This window comes from Parageobacillus sp. NEAU-HV-2 (genome assembly GCF_059115485.1).
Genome location: NZ_JBXUJJ010000012.1, coordinates 17,460 through 42,235, shown reverse-complemented (window position 1 = coordinate 42,235; position 24,776 = coordinate 17,460). Strand labels below are relative to the sequence as shown.

Annotated in this window: 25 protein-coding genes; 22 read left to right on the top strand and 3 right to left on the bottom strand. The window is 49.7% G+C overall.

Going from position 1 to position 24,776, the window contains the following annotated elements; genetic code table 11:
* Positions 1 to 10 precede the first annotated feature (10 nt).
* From AC1WMD_RS15975 to AC1WMD_RS15965, 3 genes are all read left to right on the top strand, one after another.
* Positions 11 to 973, top strand: coding sequence for a glycosyltransferase family 2 protein (locus AC1WMD_RS15975; RefSeq protein ID WP_043905148.1), 963 nt, complete (start codon positions 11 to 13; stop codon positions 971 to 973).
* On the top strand, positions 945 to 1,367 hold the full coding sequence (locus tag AC1WMD_RS15970) for a GtrA family protein (protein ID WP_043905147.1): 423 nt from the start codon (positions 945 to 947) through the stop codon (positions 1,365 to 1,367). The genes AC1WMD_RS15975 and AC1WMD_RS15970 overlap by 29 nt, the downstream gene beginning before the upstream one ends.
* Before the next feature lie 325 nt (positions 1,368 to 1,692).
* The gene (locus AC1WMD_RS15965) at positions 1,693 to 1,977 is read left to right on the top strand and encodes a DUF3784 domain-containing protein (protein ID WP_494257973.1); all 285 of its coding nucleotides are present in this window, start codon (positions 1,693 to 1,695) and stop codon (positions 1,975 to 1,977) included.
* Positions 1,978 to 2,015: 38 nt separating this feature from the next.
* Here the strand turns inward: AC1WMD_RS15965 and AC1WMD_RS15960 are convergent, their stop codons facing one another.
* Positions 2,016 to 3,257 (bottom strand): glutamate-5-semialdehyde dehydrogenase, encoded by a 1,242-nt coding sequence (locus AC1WMD_RS15960; protein ID WP_494257972.1) that lies wholly within the window; start codon positions 3,255 to 3,257, stop codon positions 2,016 to 2,018.
* Positions 3,254 to 4,378, bottom strand: a complete 1,125-nt coding sequence (gene proB, locus AC1WMD_RS15955) for a glutamate 5-kinase (RefSeq protein ID WP_494257971.1) — start codon at positions 4,376 to 4,378, stop codon at positions 3,254 to 3,256. The genes AC1WMD_RS15960 and proB overlap by 4 nt, the downstream gene beginning before the upstream one ends.
* Positions 4,379 to 4,832: 454 nt before the next feature.
* On the opposite strand from proB, the gene ilvD reads away from it, so the two are divergent.
* From ilvD to paaX, 14 genes are all read left to right on the top strand, one after another.
* Positions 4,833 to 6,488: a dihydroxy-acid dehydratase gene (gene ilvD / locus AC1WMD_RS15950; RefSeq protein WP_409994244.1), complete on the top strand. Its 1,656-nt coding sequence runs from the start codon at positions 4,833 to 4,835 to the stop codon at positions 6,486 to 6,488.
* Between the two features lie 117 nt (positions 6,489 to 6,605).
* Entirely contained in the window at positions 6,606 to 7,793 is a 1,188-nt protein-coding gene (megL, locus tag AC1WMD_RS15945) for a methionine gamma-lyase (RefSeq protein WP_494257970.1), read from the top strand.
* A 230-nt stretch (positions 7,794 to 8,023) separates the two neighbouring features.
* Positions 8,024 to 9,349: a phenylacetate--CoA ligase PaaK gene (gene paaK / locus AC1WMD_RS15940; RefSeq protein WP_043905141.1), complete on the top strand. Its 1,326-nt coding sequence runs from the start codon at positions 8,024 to 8,026 to the stop codon at positions 9,347 to 9,349.
* 95 nt (positions 9,350 to 9,444) lie between these two features.
* Positions 9,445 to 10,413, top strand: a complete 969-nt coding sequence (gene paaA / locus AC1WMD_RS15935; protein ID WP_494257969.1) for a 1,2-phenylacetyl-CoA epoxidase subunit PaaA — start codon at positions 9,445 to 9,447, stop codon at positions 10,411 to 10,413.
* An 18-nt stretch (positions 10,414 to 10,431) separates the two neighbouring features.
* The gene (gene paaB / locus AC1WMD_RS15930; RefSeq protein ID WP_043905139.1) at positions 10,432 to 10,785 is read left to right on the top strand and encodes a 1,2-phenylacetyl-CoA epoxidase subunit PaaB; all 354 of its coding nucleotides are present in this window, start codon (positions 10,432 to 10,434) and stop codon (positions 10,783 to 10,785) included.
* Positions 10,761 to 11,603, top strand: coding sequence for a 1,2-phenylacetyl-CoA epoxidase subunit PaaC (gene paaC, locus AC1WMD_RS15925; RefSeq protein WP_043905138.1), 843 nt, complete (start codon positions 10,761 to 10,763; stop codon positions 11,601 to 11,603). Before paaB ends, paaC begins: the two co-directional genes overlap by 25 nt.
* Positions 11,604 to 11,634: 31 nt before the next feature.
* Positions 11,635 to 12,129 (top strand): 1,2-phenylacetyl-CoA epoxidase subunit PaaD, encoded by a 495-nt coding sequence (gene paaD, locus AC1WMD_RS15920; protein ID WP_043905137.1) that lies wholly within the window; start codon positions 11,635 to 11,637, stop codon positions 12,127 to 12,129.
* Positions 12,130 to 12,159: 30 nt separating this feature from the next.
* Positions 12,160 to 12,471: an EthD family reductase gene (locus AC1WMD_RS15915; protein ID WP_043905136.1), complete on the top strand. Its 312-nt coding sequence runs from the start codon at positions 12,160 to 12,162 to the stop codon at positions 12,469 to 12,471.
* Complete coding sequence (locus tag AC1WMD_RS15910) at positions 12,464 to 13,240, top strand: enoyl-CoA hydratase/isomerase family protein (RefSeq protein ID WP_043905135.1); 777 nt, start codon at positions 12,464 to 12,466, stop codon at positions 13,238 to 13,240. Before AC1WMD_RS15915 ends, AC1WMD_RS15910 begins: the two co-directional genes overlap by 8 nt.
* 12 nt (positions 13,241 to 13,252) lie before the next feature.
* Positions 13,253 to 14,026, top strand: coding sequence for an enoyl-CoA hydratase-related protein (locus tag AC1WMD_RS15905; RefSeq protein WP_494257968.1), 774 nt, complete (start codon positions 13,253 to 13,255; stop codon positions 14,024 to 14,026).
* A gap of 21 nt (positions 14,027 to 14,047) precedes the next feature.
* A complete protein-coding gene (locus AC1WMD_RS15900; protein WP_494257967.1) occupies positions 14,048 to 15,565 on the top strand; it encodes an aldehyde dehydrogenase family protein in 1,518 nt (505 codons plus the stop codon).
* Positions 15,566 to 15,662: 97 nt separating this feature from the next.
* A complete protein-coding gene (locus tag AC1WMD_RS15895; protein WP_494257966.1) occupies positions 15,663 to 16,541 on the top strand; it encodes a 3-hydroxyacyl-CoA dehydrogenase in 879 nt (292 codons plus the stop codon).
* Entirely contained in the window at positions 16,535 to 17,743 is a 1,209-nt protein-coding gene (gene pcaF / locus AC1WMD_RS15890) for a 3-oxoadipyl-CoA thiolase (protein WP_494257965.1), read from the top strand. Before AC1WMD_RS15895 ends, pcaF begins: the two co-directional genes overlap by 7 nt.
* A 193-nt stretch (positions 17,744 to 17,936) precedes the next feature.
* On the top strand, positions 17,937 to 18,812 hold the full coding sequence (gene paaX / locus AC1WMD_RS15885) for a phenylacetic acid degradation operon negative regulatory protein PaaX (protein WP_494257987.1): 876 nt from the start codon (positions 17,937 to 17,939) through the stop codon (positions 18,810 to 18,812).
* Between the two features lie 56 nt (positions 18,813 to 18,868).
* Here the strand turns inward: paaX and AC1WMD_RS15880 are convergent, their stop codons facing one another.
* Positions 18,869 to 19,393, bottom strand: coding sequence for a gamma carbonic anhydrase family protein (locus AC1WMD_RS15880; RefSeq protein WP_043905130.1), 525 nt, complete (start codon positions 19,391 to 19,393; stop codon positions 18,869 to 18,871).
* 68 nt (positions 19,394 to 19,461) lie between these two features.
* On the opposite strand from AC1WMD_RS15880, the gene AC1WMD_RS15875 reads away from it, so the two are divergent.
* From AC1WMD_RS15875 to AC1WMD_RS15855, 5 genes are all read left to right on the top strand, one after another.
* Positions 19,462 to 20,415 (top strand): NAD(P)H-dependent flavin oxidoreductase, encoded by a 954-nt coding sequence (locus AC1WMD_RS15875; RefSeq protein WP_494257964.1) that lies wholly within the window; start codon positions 19,462 to 19,464, stop codon positions 20,413 to 20,415.
* 236 nt (positions 20,416 to 20,651) lie between these two features.
* The gene (locus AC1WMD_RS15870; protein WP_043905128.1) at positions 20,652 to 21,659 is read left to right on the top strand and encodes an ABC transporter substrate-binding protein; all 1,008 of its coding nucleotides are present in this window, start codon (positions 20,652 to 20,654) and stop codon (positions 21,657 to 21,659) included.
* Positions 21,660 to 21,680: 21 nt separating this feature from the next.
* Complete coding sequence (locus tag AC1WMD_RS15865; protein WP_043905127.1) at positions 21,681 to 22,673, top strand: ABC transporter permease; 993 nt, start codon at positions 21,681 to 21,683, stop codon at positions 22,671 to 22,673.
* On the top strand, positions 22,648 to 23,442 hold the full coding sequence (locus AC1WMD_RS15860) for an ABC transporter ATP-binding protein (RefSeq protein WP_494257963.1): 795 nt from the start codon (positions 22,648 to 22,650) through the stop codon (positions 23,440 to 23,442). Before AC1WMD_RS15865 ends, AC1WMD_RS15860 begins: the two co-directional genes overlap by 26 nt.
* Positions 23,443 to 23,636: 194 nt before the next feature.
* Positions 23,637 to 24,773, top strand: a complete 1,137-nt coding sequence (locus AC1WMD_RS15855; RefSeq protein WP_494257962.1) for a Leu/Phe/Val dehydrogenase — start codon at positions 23,637 to 23,639, stop codon at positions 24,771 to 24,773.
* Positions 24,774 to 24,776: the final 3 nt, after the last annotated feature.

Genomic DNA, 24,776 nt, shown 5'->3' with positions numbered 1-24,776 from the left:
GGTATGGTATATGGTAAAATATTCCGTGGTGATTCCAGTATATAATGAGGCGCTTGTCATTCGCGAGACATACCGCCGGCTAAAGCGCGTGATGGAACAAACCGATGGGCCGTATGAACTGTTGTTTGTCAACGACGGCAGCGAAGATGAAACGATTGACATCCTGAAAGAGCTTGCCGTGAAGGACGAAACGGTCAAATATGTGGATTTTTCCCGCAATTTTGGCCATCAAATCGCGATTACGGCTGGAATGGATTACGCGTCGGGAAAAGCGATCGTCATTATTGACGCCGATTTGCAAGATCCGCCCGAATTAATTTTAGAGATGATTGACAAATGGAAAGAAGGGTATGACGTTGTTTATGCGAAGCGCGTGAAACGAAAAGGGGAAACGATGTTTAAAAAAGTCACCGCCTATCTGTTTTACCGGGTGCTGCGGGCGGCGACCGAAATCGACATTCCTGTCGATACCGGCGATTTCCGCCTCATTGACCGGAAAGTGCGCGATCAGTTAGTCTATATGAGAGAGCGGAGCCGTTTTGTCCGCGGGCTCGTCAGCTGGGTCGGATTTAAGCAGACAGCTGTAGAATATGAGCGGGAGGAGCGGTTTGCCGGGGAAACGAAGTATCCGCTTAAGAAAATGATTCGCTTTTCGCTCGACGGGATCACTTCGTTTTCGTACAAACCGTTGAAGCTTGCCAGTTTGTTAGGCTTTCTCCTTTCCGCCTCAAGCGTGCTTGGCATCATCATCACTTTATATTTAAAGCTGTTTACGCATTCGACGGTGGCGGGATGGGCGTCGCTTTTCATGGCGACCTTATTGTGCAACGGCGTGATGTTTATGATGCTTGGCGTGATGGGGGAATATATCGGCCGCATTTATGATGAAGTTAAGCAGCGTCCTCTATATATCGTTAAAGATACATGGGGAGTTGGAACCAAGTATGAAAAAGTACCGTTTTATATGGAATGAACGAGAAAACATGCGAACGTTATGGCGCTTTTGCCTTGTCGGGGTCGGAAATACGTTCGTGGACTTTATTGTCTTTTTTCTTCTTACCTCGTTTGGCGTTTCCGCGTTACTAGCGCAAGTATGCTCTTATACCGCCGGCGTGGTCAACAGCTATGTGTGGAACAGGATGTGGACGTTTCAAGTAAAACGAAAAGCGAACATCGGAGAGTTTTTGCGTTTTATCGTGGTGAATGTGCTGTCGCTGGCAGTGACGCTCCTTCTGCTCTTTCTCTGCCGGGACGTTGGGCATTGGCCGCTATTTGCCGGAAAACTGATCGCGACGTTGGGAGGCATTGCCGTCAATTTTGCCGGCAGCCGCTTTTGGGTGTTTGCTTCGAAACCGTCCCATTCTTAACATGGGTGTACGACAAACTTTGTACACCCATGTTGATTGGTTAGACACCTAATATTTCGAATCGGATGAACAAGGATGTGTACCATATAATTGTCTTACCATTTTGAGGTTCCTTTTAACATGTTCGAGCTGTTTCATTCCAACCATAACCGAAAGAATTCCGTTAACCTGTAAAATGTCTGCCAGCAGATGATCGGGAGCGAGTCCATGTTTTATCATTTCTCCTGCGTGAAAAGGGGAGAACAATAGTCTTAATTTTCCATAAAAATAATGATACAATAATAATAGAAAGAAGCAGGATAGACGGATGGGAGCAGAAAACTAAGTGATTCATTCTTTCGAGCTGTTGTTTTTAGCGGTTGTTTCGTTTTTGCTGGCGTACTTTATCGGAGTGAAAAAATATACGTGGCTGTTGTCCGGATATAATCAGCGGCGCATTCGTGATCAAGAAAAACTGGCGGGAATGGTAGGAAAATATAATATGATCGTTGGTATTGCCGCAGCGGCTGGAAGTATGATTGATCATCCTGATACGATGGTTATTTTCCCGTTTGCCGTTATTGGTCATGTGGCGCTGGAGGCTTACGTGAACGTCAAAATGGTAGAGTAAAAGCCGAATCCATTGCGTTGGATTCGGCTTTTTCCTTGTTAAGAGCGAATTTGTCCCGTGCCGTAGACGAGCGATTTGGTTGTCGTGATCGCGCGCAATCCCATCGGACCGCGGGCGTGCAGTTTTTGCGTGCTGATGCCGATTTCCGCCCCGTAGCCAAACTGCTCGCCGTCGGTGAAGCGGGTCGAGGCGTTGTGGTAAAGCACGGCGGCGTCAATCGCTTGGAAAAAGAAGCGGACGTTGTCGTTTTGCTCGGAAATAATTGCCTCAGAATGTTTCGTGCCATAGCGGTTAATATGGTCGACCGCTTCTTTGACGTCTTGCACGAGCTTGACGGCTAAAATCGGCGCCAAATATTCGGTGCTCCAGTCGGCTTCGGTAGCCTGCTGGATAAAGGAATACGATGAAGCAAGCTGCGAGTCGCCGCGCAGCTCGACGCCGCGCGCGTGGAGCGCTTCGATGAGTTCGCCGATATACGGCCAGTTTTGATGGATTAACACCGTTTCCACCGCATTGCAGACGGATGGGCGCTGCAATTTCGCGTTCAATACAATATCGATTGCCATTTGCTTTTGCGCGGATTCATCGATGAAAATATGGCAGTTGCCGACACCAGTCTCAAGCACGGGAACGGTGGCGTTTTCGATAACGGAGCGAATCAGCCCGGCCCCGCCGCGCGGAATTAATACGTCTAAGTAGCCGTTTAAACGAAACATTTGCTGGGCCGTCTCCCGGCTCGTGTCTTCAAGAAGCTGGATGGCATCGGCAGGGATGGCGGAATCGCGAAGCGCCTCCTTCATGACATGGACGAGTGCTTTGTTTGAATGAAGCGCGGAGGAGCTGCCCCTCAATAAGACGGCGTTTCCCGTTTTTAAGCAAAGGCTCGCGGCATCGACGGTGACGTTTGGGCGCGCTTCGTACACCATGCCGATGACGCCGAGCGGCACGCGCACTGTTTGAATGCGAAGCCCGTTTGGCCGCGTCCATTCTTCGACGATTTCGCCGATTGGGTCAGGAAGACCCGCAACTTGACGGACGCCATTGACGATTTGCTCGATTCGTTCGCTGGTTAGCTGCAATCGGTCGATTAAGGCAGGAGAAAGACCTTGTTCTTTTCCAAGTGCCACATCTTTTTCATTTTCTTGCAAAATCCACTCTTTTTGTTTGATCAGCGCTTCGGCGATGCGCGTCAATGCTTCGTTTTTTTCTTCCGTGGACAGGAGGGCTAGCGTTTTCGCTGCTTGTTGCAGCCGCTTGGCTTTGGTAAGCAATTCGTTCATTTGATAACACTCTCCTTTCGTAATGATACCCAATTGTCGCGGTGGATCACTTCAGGGCGATGGTTAATCGAATATTTTCTTGCCTCATTGCTAGGAAGGCCTTTGACTTGTTCTAAATCGCCAGAGGAGTAATACACTTGGCCGCGGCCGATGACGGCTCCTTTTCGGTTGACGACCTCGACGACATCCATGGCGGAAAACGTGCCAAAAACGGCGGTAACGCCAGCGGGAAGCAAGCTTTTTCCACGTTGCAATAGGGCGGTTTCCGCGCCTTCGTCAATTTCGATTTTTCCGGAGACCGGCGCATGGTATGCGATCCATTGTTTGCGCATTTGCATATGTCCATGAAACGGTGCGCCGATATATGTTCCGTCTCCTTTTCCTTCCAAAATGTCGCAAAGCTTTTCTTTCCCTGTACCCGTTCCGACAAAGACGCTTACCCCGAACGAGAGCGCTTTTTGTGCGGCGAGAAGCTTTGATTTCATGCCGCCCGTTCCGACCGCAGAGCCGCTGCCGCCCGCCGCTTCAATCATTTCATCGGTAACATTCGGAAGAAACGCGTATTTTTTCGCCTTCGGATTTGTTTTCGGATTATCATCATACAGCCCGTTAATATCGGTTAAGATAATGAGCGCATCCGCGTGCAAAAAGCCGCTGACAAGGGCGGAAAGCATATCGTTGTCGCCAAACGTCAATTCCTCGACGGACACGGAATCGTTTTCGTTAATGATCGGCAAAACCCCGCATGCCAGCAATGTGGTGATCGTGGAAAATAAATTATGAAACCGTTCGCGGCTATAAAAATCTTCTCTTGTTAATAAAATTTGTCCCGTCGTTATGCCGAACTGTTTGAACGCGGAAATATAGCCTTGCATGAGCAGCCCTTGCCCGACCGCCGCCGCTGCTTGCTTTCCCGCCTTAGTCGTCGGCCGTGATGGATAGCCGAGCGGTCCGAATCCGGCGGCGACAGCGCCTGACGTAATTAAAATCACCTCATGGCCGAGCTGTTTGAGGTAGGCGATTGCTTCCACATGGTCATGGAGTTTTTCATCACAAAGCGCGCCTTTCGCGTCCGTTAATGAGCTGCTTCCGATTTTCACGACGACTCGCTGCTTTTTCATGCGCATCCTCCTTTCTGGTTGCCAATAAAAAACGCTTTTTCCCTTCCTTGCAAAAGGACGGAAAAAGCGTTCCGCGGTACCACCTTTTTTGGCGCATCATGCGCCCACCTCTTGCCCGTAACGAGGGCGGACGGCTTATGTTTGCATAAGCGGCCTTTTTAGGGCAGGTTCAATCGACTTCCCGTGAGGAACCTTCCAGCCTACGAGTTCCACTCTCTTGCACGTTCCATCGATTTACTAGTCCCGTACCGTTTTCCGTATCAATGGTTTGTTAGAAATTATCCATACAAATCAGAAAATTGTCAAGGGGTTTTTCTTCGACAACGAGGATGGTTGTTGTTATCGAAATAAATATAATTGTCATTTTATTTGAAAAAATGGTACAATACTAAAAACATCGAGCCTACAATACTACTATTTGGAGGGATTTAGATTGAGAGAACTTCGCAGCAATATGATCAAAAAAGGGTTTGACCGGGCGCCGCACCGCAGTTTGTTGCGCGCGGCAGGAGTAAAAGAAGAAGATTTTGACAAGCCGTTTATCGCTGTAGTGAACTCGTATATTGATATTATTCCGGGACACGTTCATTTGCAGGAGTTCGGGCAACTTGTCAAAGAAGCGATTCGCGAAGCGGGCGGGGTCCCGTTTGAAATGAATACGATCGGCGTCGATGACGGCATCGCGATGGGGCATATCGGCATGCGCTATTCGCTGCCAAGCCGTGAAATTATCGCGGATTCGATCGAAACGGTCATTTCTGCGCATTGGTTTGACGGAATGGTTTGCATTCCAAACTGTGACAAAATTACGCCGGGCATGATGATGGCAGCGATGCGGTTAAACATTCCGACGATTTTCGTCAGCGGCGGGCCGATGAAGGCTGGGGTGACGAGCGACGGGCGCAAAATTTCGCTTTCTTCCGTATTTGAAGGGGTCGGCGCCTATCAAGCAGGGAAAATTGATGAAAAAGGATTGCAGGAATTAGAAAAATACGGCTGTCCGACGTGCGGCTCCTGTTCGGGGATGTTTACGGCCAACTCGATGAACTGCTTGGCGGAAGCGTTAGGGCTTGCGTTGCCAGGCAACGGCACGATTTTAGCGGTAGATCCGGCCCGGAAAGAATTGGTTCGCCAATCGGCAAAACAATTAATGTATTTGATCGAGCATGACATTAAACCGCGAGATATTGTTACGGAAAAAGCGATCGACAACGCGTTTGCGCTGGATATGGCGCTTGGCGGCTCGACGAACACCGTCTTACATACGCTGGCGATTGCCAATGAAGCAGGAATCAACTATTCGCTCGAGAGAATTAACGAAATCGCTGCGCGCGTTCCGCATCTTGCCAAACTGGCACCGGCTTCCGATGTGCATATTGAAGACTTGCACGAAGCGGGAGGCGTATCGGCGGTATTACATGAATTAGCGAAAAAAGAAGGAACGCTTCATCTCGATACGTTGACCGTAACCGGAAAAACGCTTGGGGAAAACATCGCCGGCTGTGAAGTCAAAGACTATAACGTCATCCGCCCAATTGACAATCCGTATTCTGAAACAGGCGGGCTTGCCGTATTGTTCGGAAATCTTGCCCCAGATGGCGCGATCATTAAAACAGGCGGCGTGCAAGACGGCATTACGCGCCATGAAGGACCGGCGATCGTATTTGATTCGCAAGAAGAGGCGCTCGAAGGTATCGCAAGCGGCAAAGTAAAACCAGGCCATGTTGTCGTCATCCGCTATGAAGGGCCAAAAGGCGGGCCAGGAATGCCGGAAATGCTTGCGCCAACTTCGCAAATCGTCGGTATGGGGCTTGGCACGAAAGTCGCGCTCATCACCGACGGACGGTTCTCGGGGGCCTCGCGCGGTTTATCGGTTGGACACGTTTCTCCGGAAGCGGCGGAAGGCGGTCCGATTGCCTTTATTGAAGACGGCGACATCATTGAGATCGATATTACGAACAGAACGATTAACGCAAAGCTTTCTGATGAAGAATGGGAAAAACGGAAAGCGAACTGGAAAGGGTTTGAACCAAAAGTAAAAACCGGTTATCTCGCGCGCTACTCGAAGCTCGTTACTTCCGCAAGCACGGGCGGGATTATGAAAATTTAACAGTCTATCAAAACCTGTTCGACCAGAGCGGACAGGTTTTGTTTTTACAAAAAATTGATTTGGAAACGCTTACAATTAAGGTAAAGGTGTATATGATAGAAATATAGGAGGGATTAGATGAACGAAACGAATAAACGAATGGAAACGATCGTTATTCATCATGGGTATGATGCGAAACAGCATCTTGGCAGTTTGTCGATGCCGATTTTTCAAACATCGACGTTTACGTTTGACACGGCGGAACAAGGAGAAGCACGCTTTGCCGGGCAAGAAGACGGCTATATTTATTCACGTCTTGCCAATCCGACGGTGCGAGTGCTGGAAGAAAAAATGGCATGTTTGGAAGGAGGGGAAGCGGCGCTTGCGTTTAGTTCCGGGATGGCGGCCGTGTCTGCGGTATTGTTTGCGTTAACAAAAGCCAATGACCATATTATATGTTCGCAAGGAGTATACGGCTGTACGTTTGGTCTGTTGCAGCTGTTGAAAAGGAAATATCATGTTTCCCATGATTTTTGCGCGATGGAATCGGAAGAGGAGATCCGCCGCCTTATCCGCCCGGAAACGGTTTGCATTTATGTCGAAACGCCAATTAATCCAACAATGAAACTCATCGATTTGCAAATGGTCGTGAAAGTGGCAAAAGAGCATGGCATTGCGGTTGTGGTGGACAATACGTTTTGTTCGCCGTATTTGCAGCAGCCGCTTGAATTTGGCTGTGATGTCGTCGTGCATAGCGCGACAAAATATATCGGCGGCCATGGCGATGTCATTGCCGGCATCGCGGTCGGGAAAAGAGAATTGATGGAGGAAATCGCGAAAACGACGCAAAAAGATATTGGCGGCGTTCTTTCCCCGTTTGACGCTTGGCTATTGTTGCGGGGATTAAAGACGCTTCCGGTACGGATGGACCGGCATTGCGATAATGCAGAGAAAATTGTGGAACGGTTAAAAACACATCCCCTCGTTGAACGCGTTTGCTACCCTGCTGATCCAGACAATCGCGATTATCCGATTTATCAAAAACAAATGAAACGCGGCGGCGGCTTAATTTCGTTTGAAGTCAAAGGAACAAAACAGGACGCCCAGCGCTTTCTCAATCATCTTCAACTCATTCAAATCGCCGTCAGCCTTGGCGATACGGAAACGTTAATTCAACATCCGGCAACGATGACCCATTCTGTTGTGCCGGAAGAGGAAAGAATAAAGATGGGGATCAGCGACCAATTGATTCGTTTATCCGTTGGGTTGGAGGCGTGGGAAGATATTTGGAATGATTTAGAGCAGGCGTTATTTTCTTTAGAATAAAACATGACTAATTAAGGTCTTTCCATGTTTTTGATTTAGGAAAGACCATTATTTTTGAAATTCTTCTTTTTTACGTAAAAGCAATAAAATAATAGTTGACAATTTAGAATATTAGCGATATTTTTAACTTAAATATGATGATAAATATATATTACGTTGTATAAACGTGATATATATTTATTTTTTTAAAATATCAATGAAAGCGCTTTAAAAAAGGGAGGATGGGCGTAATGATTTTGCATCGCATCGAAACGGCTTCGAGAGCGGAAATGGAAGCGTTGCAGCTCGAGAGGCTGCAACAAACGGTCAAGCGGGTATACGAGCATGTGCCATTTTATCGCCAAAAGCTCGATGAAAATGGCGTAAAGCCGGAGCATATTCGCACGCTGGATGATGTGAAGAAGCTGCCGTTTACAACGAAAAAAGATTTGCGGGACCATTATCCGTTTGGGCTGCTTGCCGTCAGAATCCAAGATTGTGTCCGTGTTCACGCCTCGAGCGGAACGAGCGGAAAGCCGACGGTGGTGGCGTATACGAAAAACGACATTGACCATTGGGCAGATGTGGTGGCGCGCGCGATTACCATTGCCGGCGGAGAGCCGGGGCATATTGTGCACAACGCCTACGGATATGGACTGTTTACCGGCGGACTTGGACTCCATTACGGAAGCGAGCGGTTAGGCGCGGTAGCCATCCCGGTGTCGGGAGGAAATACGGACCGGCAAATCATGATCATTGAAGATTTTCAGCCGGATATTATTTGCGCTACTCCTTCCTATGTGCTGAACATTGCAGAGCGAATGAAAGAGCTCGGCAAAGATCCGCGCAAAACATCGCTGAAATACGGGATTTTTGGAGCGGAACCGTGGTCGGAGGAAATGCGGAGAACGTTGGAAGAAACGTTTGCGATTAAAGCGTGCGATATTTACGGGCTGAGCGAAGTCGTCGGACCTGGCGTCGCCATGGAGTGCCATGAGGCGCAAAACGGTCTGCATGTGGCGGAAGATCATTTCTTTGTTGAGGTGATCAATCCGAAAACGCTTGAACCGGTCGAAGAAGGGGAAGAAGGCGAACTTGTCTTTACGAGTCTGACCAAAGAAGCGTTTCCGGTCATCCGCTATCGCACGGGCGATATCGCTTCGATTACGAAAGAACGGTGTATTTGCGGCCGGACGACAACAAGAATGTCGAGAATTAAAGGCCGTGTTGACGATATGCTAATCATCCGCGGCGTCAACGTCTTTCCATCGGAAATCGAGCATCATTTATTGACGGTACCGGAACTTGCCCCTCATTATCAGCTGCATCTTTTCCGCAAAGGAACACTCGATGTCGTGGAGCTGCAAGTCGAAGTTAGCGACCGCTTCTATCAAGAAGTCGGTGAAAATCTTCACGATGAACGCGTTCATTCCTTAGCAAAGCAAATACAGTATCTATTGAAAACGAATCTCCTTGTATCCATTGATGTTCATGTGCATCCTCCTAAATCGCTTCCTCGTTCGGAAGGAAAAGCGGTCCGTGTCGTCGACCGTCGCAAAGAAAAGGCGTTATTATAAGAAAATTAACAATTTTATAGTTGCAAACTTTATAACGTTATTTTATAATTACGTTAAATAAACGTTATATAATAAATTGGGAGGGGCAAAAGAAAATGCCTGTTGTCACATCGTTTAGGCGATTGTCAGAAGAGGAAAAGTATGAGCGGTTTATGCAAAGAATTGAAGCGGGGGAAAAAATCGAAGCAGACGATTGGATGCCAGAAGACTATCGCATGACGCTGATCAAACTTATTTCGATGCACGGGATCAGCGAAGTTATGGGAGCGCTTCCGGAAAAAGAATGGGTTCCGAAAGCTCCTTCCTTAAAAAGAAAGCTTGGCATTATGGCGAAAGTGCAGGATGAAATGGGGCATGGCCAGCTTCTGCTTCGTGTTGCCGAAGACTTAATGGCCCCGCTTGGAAAAACACGCGAGGAAATTATGCAAGATTTGTTTAATGGAGATTTGAAGTTTCATAATGTGTTCCATATGCCTGCGCCGACTTGGGCGGACGCCGGTTTAATCGGCTGGCTCGTCGACGGGGCAGCGATCATCACGCAGACCAATATGCTTGATGCTTCTTACGGGCCGTATGCGCGGGCGCTAAAGCGCATTTGCGCCGAAGAAGTGTTCCACGCCCAGCACGGCGAATCGATCATTATGGCGCTCGCTGAAGGAACGAAGGAGCAAAAAGAAATGCTTCAGGACGCGCTCAACCGCTGGTGGGAAGCGCTGCTGATGTTCTTCGGTCCGGAAAGCGCGGCGACGACAGGAACGTCCAAACAAGACATTACGATTAAATACCGCATTCGTACGAAAACAAATGAACAATTGCGCCAAGATTTCTTTACAAAATATGTGCCGCGCATTTTGGCGCTTGGACTGAAACTTCCAGATGAAACGATGCATTTTGATGAAAAGCAAGGAAATTGGATTTACAAACAGCCGGATTGGAACAAGTTTAAAGAAATCATCCGCAACAACGGACCAAAATCAAAAGAGCGGCTTCGCCTTCGCGAATTGGCTTACTACCATAACGCTTGGGTTCGCGAAGCGTTAAGCAGCCAATCAGCAGCAGTGTGAAAAGTGGGGGAATTGAGAATGAGTAATGGCGCAAAAGGATTTTATCAAGTGTTTGAGGTATTTAGCAGGAAAAATGATATGGCACCGCTCCAGCATCAATTCAGCCTGCTTGCTCCAAACCATGAAATCGCGCTGGTGATGGCGCAGGAAAATTTCATGCGGCGTGAGCCGGTGTCTGATATATGGGTCGTGAAACGCTCCGATATCCGCATGATGACGGAGGATGAAAAAGCATCGTTGCAGCGGCTCGATAATAAAGATTATCGTACTACAAAAGGGTATGGATACTTGAAAAAGAAATGGCGTCAATACGAACAGCAAATGCTCGATGAAAAAGAGATTCTTTCGTGGAAGGGCGAGATCAGGCGATGAAAATCACGAAACCAGAGGAACTTCATCAACATCCCGAATATAAAGAAGCGCTTGTCGAGCTGTTGTTCCAGCTCGCGGATGATGATTTTATCCTTGCTTACCGCGGCTCAGAATGGCTCGGACTTGCGCCGCATATCGAAGAGGATATTGCGTTTTCGTCGATCAATCAAGATATGATGGGGCATGCGGCCATGTATTATCAGCTGCTTGAGGACATCGGCGTCGGGAAAGCGGATGAGCTGGCGCACGCCCGCCCGTCCTCTGCAAGGCGCAACGCGGTGTTATTGGAAGAAGTGAACGGCCCCGGCCATTATTTGCACGAGCCTCGCTATGACTGGGCGTTCACCGTTGTCCGCCACTACTTTTACACGCAGGCAAAAAAAGTGCGCATCGATTCGCTGAAGCAAAGCTCATACGAACCGCTTGCCCACGTTGCGGTCAAAATCAATATGGAGCTGTATTACCATCTCCTGCATTGGCAAACATGGTTTATTCAACTTACGAATGCGCCTGGAGAGGCGCGCGAACGGATGAAAAATGCGGTAGCGAAAGTATTGGACGATTTTGGCGGCGTGCTGACGCTCGGGCCGAAAGGAGAACAAATGGCGGAATTCGGGCTGATTGACAGCGAAGCCGTGCTGACGCAGCGCTTCGTGCAGGTGATGGAACCGATTTTTGCTAAGGTGAATCTCGAGCTGCCAAGCGAGTTTGCCATGAAGCGCGGCAACGGCCGCAACGGAGAGCATACCGCCGATTTAGATGAAGCGCTCGCGACGCTTTCAGAAGTATATCGCCTCGATCCACAAGCCGCTTGGTAGTTTGCAAGTTTGTGAGAAAGAAGTGATCACAATGGTATCTCATTTGACGATCGAAACGATTTTTCAAGCACTCGATGCCGTGAAAGATCCGGAAATCGATTCGGTCAGCGTCATTGATTTAGGGATGGTCGAAGACGTGCAGCTGCAGCATGGTGAAGTGACCGTCAAGCTGCTTCCGACGTTTATCGGCTGTCCCGCCCTCGATATCATCCGGCAGCGTGTCGAACAGACATTGCTAAAAATAGAAGGAATTCAACGTGTGACGGTTGAATTCATCCATCATCCACCATGGACGTCTGATCGCATCACGGAAAGAGGAAGAGAAAAATTAAAAGAGTTTGGCATCGCGCCGCCGCCGCGGCAAATCGGCCCAAACGGCGAGTGGCATGTCGAATGCCCGTATTGCGGGTCCGCCTTGACGGTGATGGAAAACTTATTCGGTCCGACCGCCTGCCGCAGCATTTTTTACTGCAAGCAGTGCAAAAATCCATTCGAAACAATGAAACCGGTTTCAACATGGATGTGAAAAATTTAAATAGAAAAGGAGAAGAGAACGATGGTAAAAATGATTGCCCTTTATAAACAGCCGAAAGATAAGGAAAAATTTGATGAGCATTATTTTCAGACGCATGTGCCGATTACGGCGAAAATTCCAGGGCTTCGCAACATGAAAGTGACGAAAATTACCGGCACGCCGATGGGAGGAGAGAGCGAATATTACTTATTATGCGAAATGTACTATGACAGCTATGAGGCGTTCAAGGAAGCGATGAAGACGAGCGAAGCGAAAGCGTCCGCCAAAGACTTAATGTCCTTTGCCGGCGATCTCGTCACATTGATGGTTGGCGAGGAAGTGGAAAATGACTGAGTTTGCCTATATCCGCACGCGTGTCGAAGGGGAAATTGCCGTTGTCGAGCTTTACCGTCCCGATGTATTGAACGCATTAAACCGGCAGATGGTGACCGAAATTGTTTCCGCGCTCGAGGCGTATGACCGCAATGACGAGGTGCGCGTCATTGTCCTTACGGGAAGCGGGCGCGCATTCGCCGCCGGAGCGGACATTGATGAGATGGCAGGCGACGATCCGATCAAGCTCGAATTATTGAATCAATTTGCTGAATGGGACCGCCTCTCTCTCATTAAAAAGCCGATGATTGCCGCCGTCAACGGGTTTGCGTTAGGGGGAGGATTTGAGCTGGCCCTCAGCTGCGATTTGATTGTTGCCGCAGAGACGGCGGAATTCGGCTTTCCGGAAGTCAACATCGGCGTGATGCCGGGCGCGGGCGGAACGCAACGCCTGACGAAACTCATCGGCAAAACGAAAGCGCTCGAGTGGCTGTGGACCGGAGAGCGCATGTCGGCAAAGGAAGCGCACGCGCTAGGGATTGTCAATCGCGTCGTTGCCCCTGAGTTATTGCTTGAAGAAACGATGCGGTTGGCGCGAAAATTGGCCGCCAAACCTCCTTTATCGCTTCGCCTTATTAAGGAAGCCGTGAATAAGGCGGTCGATTACCCTCTATACGAGGGCATGCAGTTTGAGCGGAAAAATTTCTATCTTCTTTTTGCTTCCGAAGACCAAAAAGAAGGCATGGCGGCGTTTATCGAAAAGCGGAAGCCGCGTTTTCAAGGAAGATAAGGAGAGATGGCAATGTATGAAACGATCCGCTATGAAGTGCAAAACAACGTCGCATGGCTGACGTTAAACCGCCCCGATAAGTTGAACGCGTTTACCGAGCAGATGAATAAAGAAATCACAAATGCCCTGAAACAAGCGGCAAAGGACGACAAAGTCCGCTGCCTCGTCATCACCGGCGCGGGGCGGGCGTTTTGTTCGGGGGAAGATCTCGGCGGCGTGACGGAAGAAATGAACCACGGCGAAGTGCTAAGAACGCGGTATGCGCCGATGATGAAAGCGCTCTACTATTTAGAAAAACCGGTTATTGCGGCGGTCAATGGCGTTGCCGCGGGCGCGGGAATGAGCTTGGCGCTTGCCTGCGATTTTCGGCTCGTTTCCGAGAAAGCAAGCTTTGTCGAAGCGTTTATTCATGTTGGCCTTATTCCTGATGCAGGAAATTTATATTATTTGCCGCGTCTCATCGGCCACGCTAAAGCGCTTGAGTTAGCCATTTTGGGCGAAAAAATTTCCGCGCAAAAGGCGGCCGAGCTCGGGCTGGCGACCGCAGTCGTTTCGGAGGCAGCATGGGAAGAAGAGGTGCAGCGCTTCGCCGAGCGGCTGGCCGCCATGCCGACGAAAGCGATCGGTTTGATCAAACGTTTGTTGCGCGAGAGCTGGCATTGTAACTTTGAAGAGTATTTAGAAAAAGAAGCATACGGCCAGCGCATTGCCGGGCTGACCGAAGACCATCGCGAAGGCATTCGCGCTTTCTTCGAAAAACGTAAAGCCGTCTTTCAAGGAAAATAAGGAAGAAGGAGTGGGAGGAAAATGGCAACGGTAAAAGAATCCAAAATGGAAACACTTGCAACGAAACGGGATATGTATCATCTCATTATTAACGGAGAGCGCGTTGAAAGCGCTTCAGGCGAAACGTTCGTCACCTACAACCCAGCAACAGGCGAGCCGGTCGCAAAAGTAGCGAAAGGAACGAAAGAAGACGCGGAACGCGCGATCCAAGCGGCGCGCCAAGCGTTTGACCATGGCAAATGGCGCCACTTCCCTGTGCAAAAGCGGGCGCGGGTGTTAAATAAAATCGCTTCGATTATGCGCGCCCGTTTCAACGAATTAGTAGAATTAGAGATTTTAGATACGGGAAAAGCGCTGTCTGCCGCCCAAGGACAAGTGATGCAGGCAATTGAAGATTTTGAGTTTTTTGCGAGCGCCATTATCGGCCATCGCGGTACCGTTAACAACATGCCGGGTTCGTTCCATAACTTTACGGAAAAAGAGCCGGTCGGGGTGTGCGCGCAAATTATACCGTGGAACTACCCGCTTATGATGGCGGCGTGGAAAATCGCGCCGGCGATTGCGGCAGGCTGCTCCGTCGTCGTCAAACCGGCTTCGCTGACGCCGCTCACCTGCATTGTACTGGCGGAAATTTGTCATGAAGCCGGCGTTCCGGAAGGCGTCGTCAACGTCGTTACCGGATCAGGCTCGGAAGTCGGCAATTATTTAGTGGAACACCCGCTTGTCGATAAAGTGGCGTTTACCGGTTCGACGCCGGTCGGGAAGGATATTATGGAAAAAGCGTCGAAAACATTAAAACGAGTCACCTTGGAGCTTGGCGGCAAATCGCCAAACATCATTTTCGAAGATGCGGATATCGACGCGGCCGTTGCCGGCTCGTTATTCGGAATTTTCTATAACAGCGGCCAATCATGTGAAGCGCGCTCCCGCTTATATGTACACGAAAGCATTTATGATCAATTTATGGAAAAATTTGTGGAAAAGACGAAAAAATTAAAGCTCGGCAATCCGTTTGATCAAGATACCCATGTCGGCGCCATTATTAGCCGTGAGCAATTGGAAGTGATTGACGGCTATGTCAAGTCGGCAATCGCAGACGGCGCCACGGTCGTAGCGGGCGGAAAGGAAGCGAAAGTGGAAGGATTTGAAAACGGATTCTGGTATGAGCCGACGATTATTACGAATGTCAACCATGAAATGAAAGCGGTCAGGGAGGAAATTTTCGGTCCGGTTGTCGTCGTGATGAAATTTAGCGATGAGAAAGAAGCGATCCAGCTTGCTAATGACAGCGACTATGGACTCGCCTCCGCCATTTGGACGAAAGACCATGGCCGCGCTATTCGCGTCGCCAAACAAATTCAAGCCGGCATCGTCATGATCAATAGCCCGTTCTCCGCGTTTCCGGGCACGCCGTTTGGCGGATATAAACAGTCCGGCTTCGGCCGTGAGCTGTGCATCGAAGCGCTTGATTTGTATACGGAGACGAAAAGCATTCTTTCTTACTACGGAAGCCGTCCGCTCAACCCGTTTGGCGTATAAACAAAAAAATATGGCAGCAAAGCACTCTATCCGGCAGGGTGGGGTGCTTCTTTTCCATTGTCCAACATACATATCGAACGATGAAGGAGGGGTTTTTTTGATTCACCGTATTGTTGTCATTGGATCTGGCGTCATGGGGAGAGGAATTGCCTATGTCAGTGCCGTCGGAGGTTTTGAAACGATTCTCGTCGATGTGAAGGAAGAACAGCTAGAAAGCGCGAAACAAGAAATAACCGCGATTTTTGTGCAAGCCGTCTCCCGCGGCAAATTGAAGGAAGCCGAGCGGCAGGAAGCGGAAGCGCGCCTGCGTTATTCCTTGGATTTAGCCGAGGCGGTGCGGGAAGCGGACTTAGTGATTGAAGCCGTCCCGGAAAAATTAGAGGTGAAAAAACAAGTATTTGAAACGATCGACAAGCATGCGCCGGCGTCTTGCTATTTTGCGACGAACACATCGACGATGAGCCCGACGGAAATCGGTTCGTTTACGAAGCGGCCGGAAAAAGTGATCGCGATGCACTTTTTCAATCCGGTCCACAAAATGAAGCTCGTCGAAATCATCCGCGGCTTAGAAACGAGCGATGATACCGTCAACGTTATTCAGCACGTCGCGGAAAAAATGGGCAAAGAAACGGTCGTCGTGAACGAGTTTCCGGGATTTGTGACAAGCCGCATCAGCGCGTTAATCGGCAACGAAGCGTTTTACATGCTTCAAGAAGGAGTCGGAACGCCGGAACAGATTGACAAGGCGATTAAACTTGGCCTCAACTTTCCGATGGGTCCGTTTGAGCTCGCCGATTTAGTCGGGCTGGATACAAGGCTGAACAACTTAAAATACTTGCATGAAAAGCTGGGAGAAAAATACCGCCCTGCTCCGCTCCTCGAGCAATACGTGAAAGCGGGACGGCTTGGCCGCAAAACGGGAAAAGGGGTATATGATTACACCAAACAAGAAAACAAGGGGGACGAATCATGTTAAGAGAAGTCGTGATTGTCGATGCGGTGCGCACGCCAATCGGGAGATATAAAGGAGCGCTCAAAGACGTCCGTCCTGATGATTTGGCGGCGACGGTCATCCGCGCGCTCGTGGAGCGCAATCCGAGTCTTCCGGTCGAACAAATTGAAGATGTGGTGTTTGGCAACGCCAATCAGGCGGGGGAAGATAACCGTAACGTCGCACGCATGGCAGCGCTTTTGGCGGGCTTGCCGATCGAAGTGGCGGGAACGACAGTAAACCGCCTGTGCGGCTCGGGGCTCGATGCCGTCAATTACGCGGCGCGTGCGATTATGACAGGAGAGGCGGAAATCATGATTGCCGGCGGAACGGAAAGCATGACGCGCGCGCCGTTTGTCATGGCAAAGCCAAGCTCCGATTTTCCGCGCGGGAATATCGAAATGTTTGATACGACGATTGGCTGGCGTTTTATCAATCCAAAAATGGAGGAAATGTACGGCACCGACAGCATGCCGCAGACGGCGGAAAATGTCGCGAAACGGTTCGGCATCACTCGGGAGGAGCAGGATGAATTTGCTTACGAGAGCCAAATGAAAGCGAAAAAAGCTATCGAAACGAACCGTTTTGCCGATGAATTAGTGCCGGTCGTCTACCATGACCGAAAAGGCAATCTCGTCGTCGTCGACAAAGATGAACATCCGCGTCCGGATACGACGCTCGAAAAGCTGGCCAAACTGCCGCCGCTGTTTGAAAACGGCACGGTGACAGCGGGAAACGCTTCCGGCGTCAACGACGGGGCAGCGGCGCTGCTTTTGATGAGCGCGGAAAAAGCAAAAGAGCTTGGGATGAAACCGCTCGCTAAATACGTCACGTCCGCCGTGGCGGGCGTAGAGCCGGCCGTGATGGGAATCGGTCCGGTCTTCGCGACGAGAAAAGCGCTTCGCCGCGCCGGCCTGGCGATCGATGACATCGGCCTCATCGAATTGAACGAAGCGTTTGCCTCACAATCGATCGAATGCATCCGCCAGCTGGAATTAGACCGCGCGAAAGTCAATGTCAACGGCGGCGCGATCGCCCTTGGGCATCCGCTTGGTGCCAGCGGCGCCCGCATTTTGACGACGCTTATTTATGAAATGAAAAAACGAGGCGTGAAATACGGCCTGGCGACGATGTGCATCGGCGTCGGACAAGGAATTGCCACGATCGTGGAAAATACGGAGGAGTAAAGAGGGGAACGGTATGGAAGTGACGATGGCCAACGTGCTTTGCGAAAAACGGCCGCCGCAATTTACCGGGGAGTGACCCGCCTAGCGGGCCTCCTTTTTTGTTTCACGCTTTTTATCCGTTCGTCTTGTCAACGTTATAAAAATTTGTTACGATTATGTCTTGAAAACAAGATAAAGGGTGTCGACCATGAGCATGAATACGCGATCAATGATTTTTACGATTTACGGCGACTACATCCGCCATTATGGCAATGAAATTTGGATCGGTAGCTTAATCCGGCTGCTGAAAGAGTTTGGCCATAACGACCAAGCGGTGCGCGCGGCGATTTCGCGCATGAGCAAACAAGGATGGGTCAAAGCGGAAAAACGCGGCAATAAAAGCTACTATTCGCTCACCGAACGTGGAGTAAAGCGGATGGAAGAAGCGGCAAAACGCATTTATAAAATCCGCCCCGAAAAATGGGACGGCAAGTGGCGCATTTTAGTGTATACGATTCCAGAAGAAAAGCGGAGCGTGCGCGACGAATTGCGCAAAGAGCTCGTGTGGAGCGGATTTGGCACGATCTCAAACAGCTGCTGGATTTCGCCGAACAACTTGGAAAAGCAAGTGTACGACCTGATCGATAAATATGAGATTGAACCGTACGTCGATTTTTTTATTGCCCAATATGACGGGCCGCATACGAACAAACTATTAGTCGAGAAATGCTGGAATTTAGAAGAAATCAATAAAAAATATGAGGAGTTTATTTCCGTCTACAGCCAAAAATACATTATCGACAAACATAAAATCCAGCGCGGAGAAATGTCCGACGCCGAATGTTTTGTCGAGCGCACGAAGCTCGTGCATGAGTACCGCAAGTTTCTCTTTATCGATCCGGGCCTGCCGGAGGAGCTGCTGCCGAACGAATGGATGGGCAGCCATGCCGCGGCGCTGTTCAGCGACTATTACAAGGAATTGGCAATGCCGGCGAGCCGCTTTTTTGAGTCAGTGTTTATGGACGGAAATGAACTTGAGAAAAAAGATGAAGAGTATAATGTGTACGACCATCCTTTTATTGTGGAGTAATGCTTTTCTGCAAAAAAGCGGAAACGCGCTGCCTTGAAAAAGCAGCGCGTTTTCTTTCATTTGTTGTGGCTCGCTAGCAATTGACGGTACTCTTTTCCTTTTTGTACATACGTGTCAATGGATAGTTGAATCAATGCCAAGTCTTTCTCCGTAATTTCGCGCACGACTTTGCCCGGAGACCCGACAACTAGCGAGCGCGGCGGAATTTTTTTGCCGGAAGGAATGAGCGTGTTGGCGCCGATGATGCATTCTTCGCCGATTTCCGCCCCGTCTAAAATCGTCGATCCCATGCCGATAATCGACCGTTTCCGAATCGTGCAGCCGTGCAAAATCACATTATGCCCGACCGTCACTTCATCTTCGACAACAAGCGGCGACCCTTCGTATAAATGGCAAGTCGAGTTGTCTTGAATGCTGCAGCGCGCGCCAATGATAATCGGCGCTTCGTCCCCCCGCAAGACCGCGTTAAACCAAATCGTTGATTCTTTGCCAATCGTGACGTCCCCAATAATATGCGCTCCTGGGGCGATAAATACGGTTTCATCTACTTTTGGCATTTTGCCGTTGTATGGATAAAGCATTCCCATCCTCCTCAAAGTATGATAAGGTTATGATAAGTATAACACAATTTTAACGGGGTGGGAATTTTATGAATGATGTTTGTCGACTTTTACAAATTCGTTATCCGATCATTCAAGGGGGAATGGGAAACATCAGCAACGCAAAGCTAACCAGCGCCGTGTCGGAGGCAGGCGGGCTGGGGACGGTCGGCGTCGGCACGATGCCGCCTGACGAAGTGGAAGAAATCATTGTTGAAACGAAGCGGCGCACCAACCGCCCGTTTGCCGTCAACATTCCGCTTCAAGTCACGCCATATTTGGAAGAAATGGTGTCGCTCGTGTTGAAACATCGCGTTCCGGTCGTCTCGCTGTCGGCGGGAAATCCGGCGCCATGGATTCCCCGCTTTGCCGCACAAGGAATAAAAGTCATTGTCGTCACCGCATCGGTCAAGCAGGCGAAAAAAGCGGAAGCGGCAGGAGCGGACATCATCGTCGCCGAAGGGTATGAAGCAGCCGGCATCAACTCTTCGCTGGAACTGACGACCATGACATTGATTCCGCAAATCGCCAGCGCGGTGAACATTCCTGTCGTCGCAGCCGGCGGAATCGGCGACGGAAGGGGGCTGCTTGCCGCCCTTGCTCTCGGCGCGCAAGGGGTGCAGTTAGGAACGCGCTTGATTGCGACGAAGGACGCTCCGTTTCATGAAGCGTACAAACAGCTGATTACGAATGCCGAGGACAATGAAACGGTGATTGTCGGCCGCACGGTCGGACGTGTGCGGCGCATCATGCGCACGCCGTACGCCGAGAAATTACTTGAATTAGAAAAACAAGGAATGCCGCCGGAACAGTTTCAAGAATATACGTCGGAAGACCGCCATCGCCGCGGGGCGCTTCACGGCGACTTTCACGAAGGATTTGTCAACGCCGGGCAAATTGCTGGCTTGATTGACGACGTGCCGACAGTGGCGGAACTGTTCGAGCAAATGATGGCGGAAGCGAAGCAGCAGCTCGGAAAGCTTCGCGCTATTTTAGGAGAATGAAATAAAGCATGGATCGGAGGGTGTCTGCGATAAGACACTCTTTATTTTTTTACGATTATTATTTTTTTGAAAATTATTGACTTTCTTTGTTGGTTATTGATAATATTTATTTAGTATAACGTTATTTTAACGTTATTAATATTTTTTATAATAAAAAGTTGTAATCGCTTCCAAAAAGGCTACATAACAAAAAGTATTCGTCAAACCAATTTCAAGGAAAACGAGGGGGAGTAAGGATGAAAAAAGCGGTCAAACGTCTCGCTGTGCCTGTGCTCGCAGGAATGTTAGCGCTTACAGGATGCGGAAAGGAGGAAGCGACCGGTAGCAAAGGAGATGAGAAGGAAGGCAAGACAGTGACGATCGGCGTCACGCAAATTATTCAGCATCCGTCGTTGGATGCCGCTTTTAACGGCTTTAAAAAGGCATTAGAAGACAACGGATTCAAAGAAGGGAAAAACGTTAAATACGACGTGCAAAACGCGCAAGGCGACCAAAGCAACAACCAGACGATCGCCAATAATTTTGTCGCGGAAGGTGTGGACCTCATTTTCGCCAATTCGACTCCTAGCGCGCAAAGCGCCTTGAATGCGACGAAAGACATTCCGATTGTATTTACGTCTGTCACCGATCCGGTTGGCGCCGGCTTAGTCCCGTCCATGGACCAAGCGGGGGAAAACATTACCGGCACAACGGACAGCCACCCGGACGCGATTCGCAAAACGATTCAGTTTATTGACGAACAAACGGACGCCAAAACGGTCGGCTTGATTTATAACGCCGGGGAGCAAAACTCGGTGGCGCAAGTGAAGAAAGTGAAAGAAGCGGCGAAAAACACGGACTTGAAGTTTGCCGAAGCGTCGGTGTCGACGACGGCGGAAGTGAAGCAAGCGGCGGAATCGTTGGTCGGGAAAGCGGATGTGTTTTATATCGTGACTGACAATACGGTCGTATCGGCGATCGAATCGGTCGTCAGCGTGGCAAACGAACACAAAATCCCTGTTTTTACCGGCGAACTCGATTCGTTAAAGCGCGGCTGTTTTGCGGCATATGGATTTGACTATTATGACATCGGCTATCAGGCGGGGAAAATGGCGGCAGCGATTTTAAAGGGCGAGAAAAAGCCATCGGAACTAAAGCCGGAATATCCGGACAAACTGAAGCTCGTCATTAACAAAACAGCGGCGGAAAAACAAGGGGTAAAACTGAAACCAGAGTGGGATAAGATGGCGGAGTATATCGAATAACCGAAGAAAGGATGAAGACCGTTGCTCACGTCGATGATCGGTGCGGTGGAAGCGGGAATTATTTACGCGATTATGGCGCTTGGCGTGTATTTGTCATTTCGCATTTTAGATTTTCCGGATTTAACGGTCGACGGCAGTTTCGTCACCGGAGCGGCCGTAGCGGCAACGCTCATTGTCAGCGGCGTTAATCCGTTTGTGGCGACAATCTTGGCTCTTATTGTCGGCTTTCTTGCCGGCTGCATTACCGGGCTGCTCCATACGGCGGGAAAAATTAACGCGCTTTTGTCGGGAATTTTAATGATGATCGCCTTATATTCGATCAATCTTCGCATCATGGGACGCTCTAACGTTCCGCTTCTCAATCAAAAAACGATTTTTACGACCATTCAGGAATGGGGGGTGAAGGCGGGGCTTGACCCTGCCGCGGCGAAAACGTGGGGGGTTTTCCTCTCGATGGCGCTGCTTACGCTGCTATTCAAATGGTTTACGGATTGGTTTTTGCAGACGGAAATCGGTCTTGCGATCCGCGCTACCGGCGACAATCCGCGCATGATTCGCAGCTTGTCGGCCAATACAAATTTATTAATTATCATTGGCCTCGGCCTTTCCAACGCGATGGTCGCCTTTTCCGGGGCGCTGATCGCCCAGTACGGTTCGTTCGCCGATGTCGGCATGGGAATTGGCATGATTATTATTGGGCTCGCTTCTGTCATTATCGGCGAGGCGGTGTTTGGCACCAAAACGATTGCCAGAACAACGCTTGCGGTAATCGGCGGCTCGATTATTTACCGCATTGTCGTCAGCTTGGCGCTGCAGGCGCAGTTTTTAGAAACCGGTGATGTCAAATTGATTACCGCCTGCATCGTGATCATCGCGCTCGTTGCGCCACAAATCGTCCGCCAGCGCCAGGAGAAAAAGAGAAAAGAACAGCGGCGGCAGGAGCGGGCGCAGCTTGTCGCCGTTTCCGCAGGCGGAAAGGGGGAGAGCGATGTTACGGTTAAATCGGATTTATAAAGTGTTTAACGAAGGGACACCCGATGAAAAAATTGCCCTGCAGCATGTGAATTTGACGTTAAAAAAAGGCGATTTTGTCACGATTATCGGCAGCAACGGCGCCGGCAAGTCGACGCTTATGAACTTGATTTCCGGCGTGCTATTTCCCGATGAAGGGACGATTTACATCAACGGCCAAGACGTCACGTCCATGCCGGAATACGTCCGCTCCCGTTATATCGGACGCGTCTTTCAAGACCCAATGGCCGGAACGGCGCCAAGCATGACGATTGAAGAAAATTTGGCGATGGCGTACGCCCGTAGCCAAAAGCGCACTCTAAGACGCGGGGTGACGAAAAAACGGCGCGATTATTTCCGAGAAATATTATCGACGCTTCACCTTGGGTTGGAAAATCGCCTGCAGGCGAAAGTCGGCCTGCTTTCCGGCGGGGAGCGGCAGGCGCTGTCATTGCTCATGGCGACGTTTACCGAACCAGCGATTTTGCTTTTAGATGAGCATACCGCCGCGCTCGACCCGGCGCGGGCGGAGCTGATTACGAATTTAACGAAAGAAATTGTCAAGAAGCACGGCTTGACGACATTGATGGTCACCCATAATATGCAGCAGGCGATCGATTTAGGAAACCGTCTCATTATGATGGACAAAGGACAAATCATTCTCGAAGTTGACGAAAACGAAAAGAAAGGATTGACTGTCGAGAAGCTGCTGGCGGAATTCCAGCGCATCCGCGGTGAGCAGCTCGCAAGCGACCGCGCGGTGTTAAGCTAAAATAAGCGATTAGGAAGCTTCTCTCTTTTTTTGATATAAAACAATTTAATATATAACGTTTTAAAAACGTATATATAATTTATAGAAATAGAAATGATCGTTTTAATCGATTTTCCGCATTCGTCTTTGCCCACATCAGGGAGAAAATCCTTTTTCCCGCCGTTAGCAACAAACCGGTTTAGGGAGGAATAACGATGAGTACCGTCATCAGACAAACGAGCCAGGTGGATATATTTACGCAAATGCGTGAGCATGAGCAAGTAGTGTTTTGCAATGATGAGCAAACAGGATTAAAAGCGATTATTGCCATTCATAATACGACGCTCGGCCCGGCGCTTGGCGGATGCCGCATGTATCCGTACGCGACCGTCGAGGACGCTTTGTTCGACGTGCTTCGTTTATCGAAAGGAATGACGTATAAATGTTTGGCGGCCGATGTCGATTTTGGCGGAGGCAAAGCGGTCATTATCGGCGATCCCCACAAAGACAAAACGCCGGAATTGTTTCGCGCCTTCGGCCAGTTTGTCGAATCGTTAAACGGCCGCTTCTATACGGGAACCGATATGGGAACAACGCCGGACGATTTCGTTCACGCGTTAAAAGAAACGAATTGCATCGTCGGCGTTCCCGAAGCATACGGCGGCAGCGGCGATTCCTCGGTGCCAACGGCCTTAGGCGTCATTTACGGCATTCAAGCGACGAACAAAGTCATTTGGGGCAGTGATGCTCTGTACGGAAAAACATACGCGATTCAAGGGTTAGGCAAAGTAGGCAAGAAAGTCGCCTTGCAGCTGTTGGAAGAAGGGGCGGATTTATACGTTTGCGACATTAATGAAGCGGCGGTCGAAGAAGTGGTGGCGTATGGCAAAAAACTTGGCGCGAGCGTGAAAGCAGTGCAAGGGCCGGAAATTTACAGCACCGATGCCGATGTGTTTGTTCCATGCGCCTTTGGCAACGTCGTGAACGATGACACGATCCATCTATTCAAAGTAAAGGCGATCGTCGGCTCGGCGAACAACCAGCTTCTCGACGTGCGCCACGGGCAGCTTTTAAAGGAGAGAGGAATCGTATACGCACCTGATTATATTGTGAATGCCGGCGGGCTGATTCAAGTAGCTGACGAGCTTTACGGGCCGAATAAAGAGAGAGTGCTTGAGAAAACGAAAACGATTTATTCGACGCTTCTTCATATTTACGCCCAAGCCGAAGCCAAGCATATCACCACGGTTGAAGCGGCCAACCGCTTTTGCGAGGAACGGCTGCGGCAACGAAGCCGCCGTAATAACTTTTTTACCCATCATAAGCGGCCGAAATGGGATATTCGCCGCTAACAA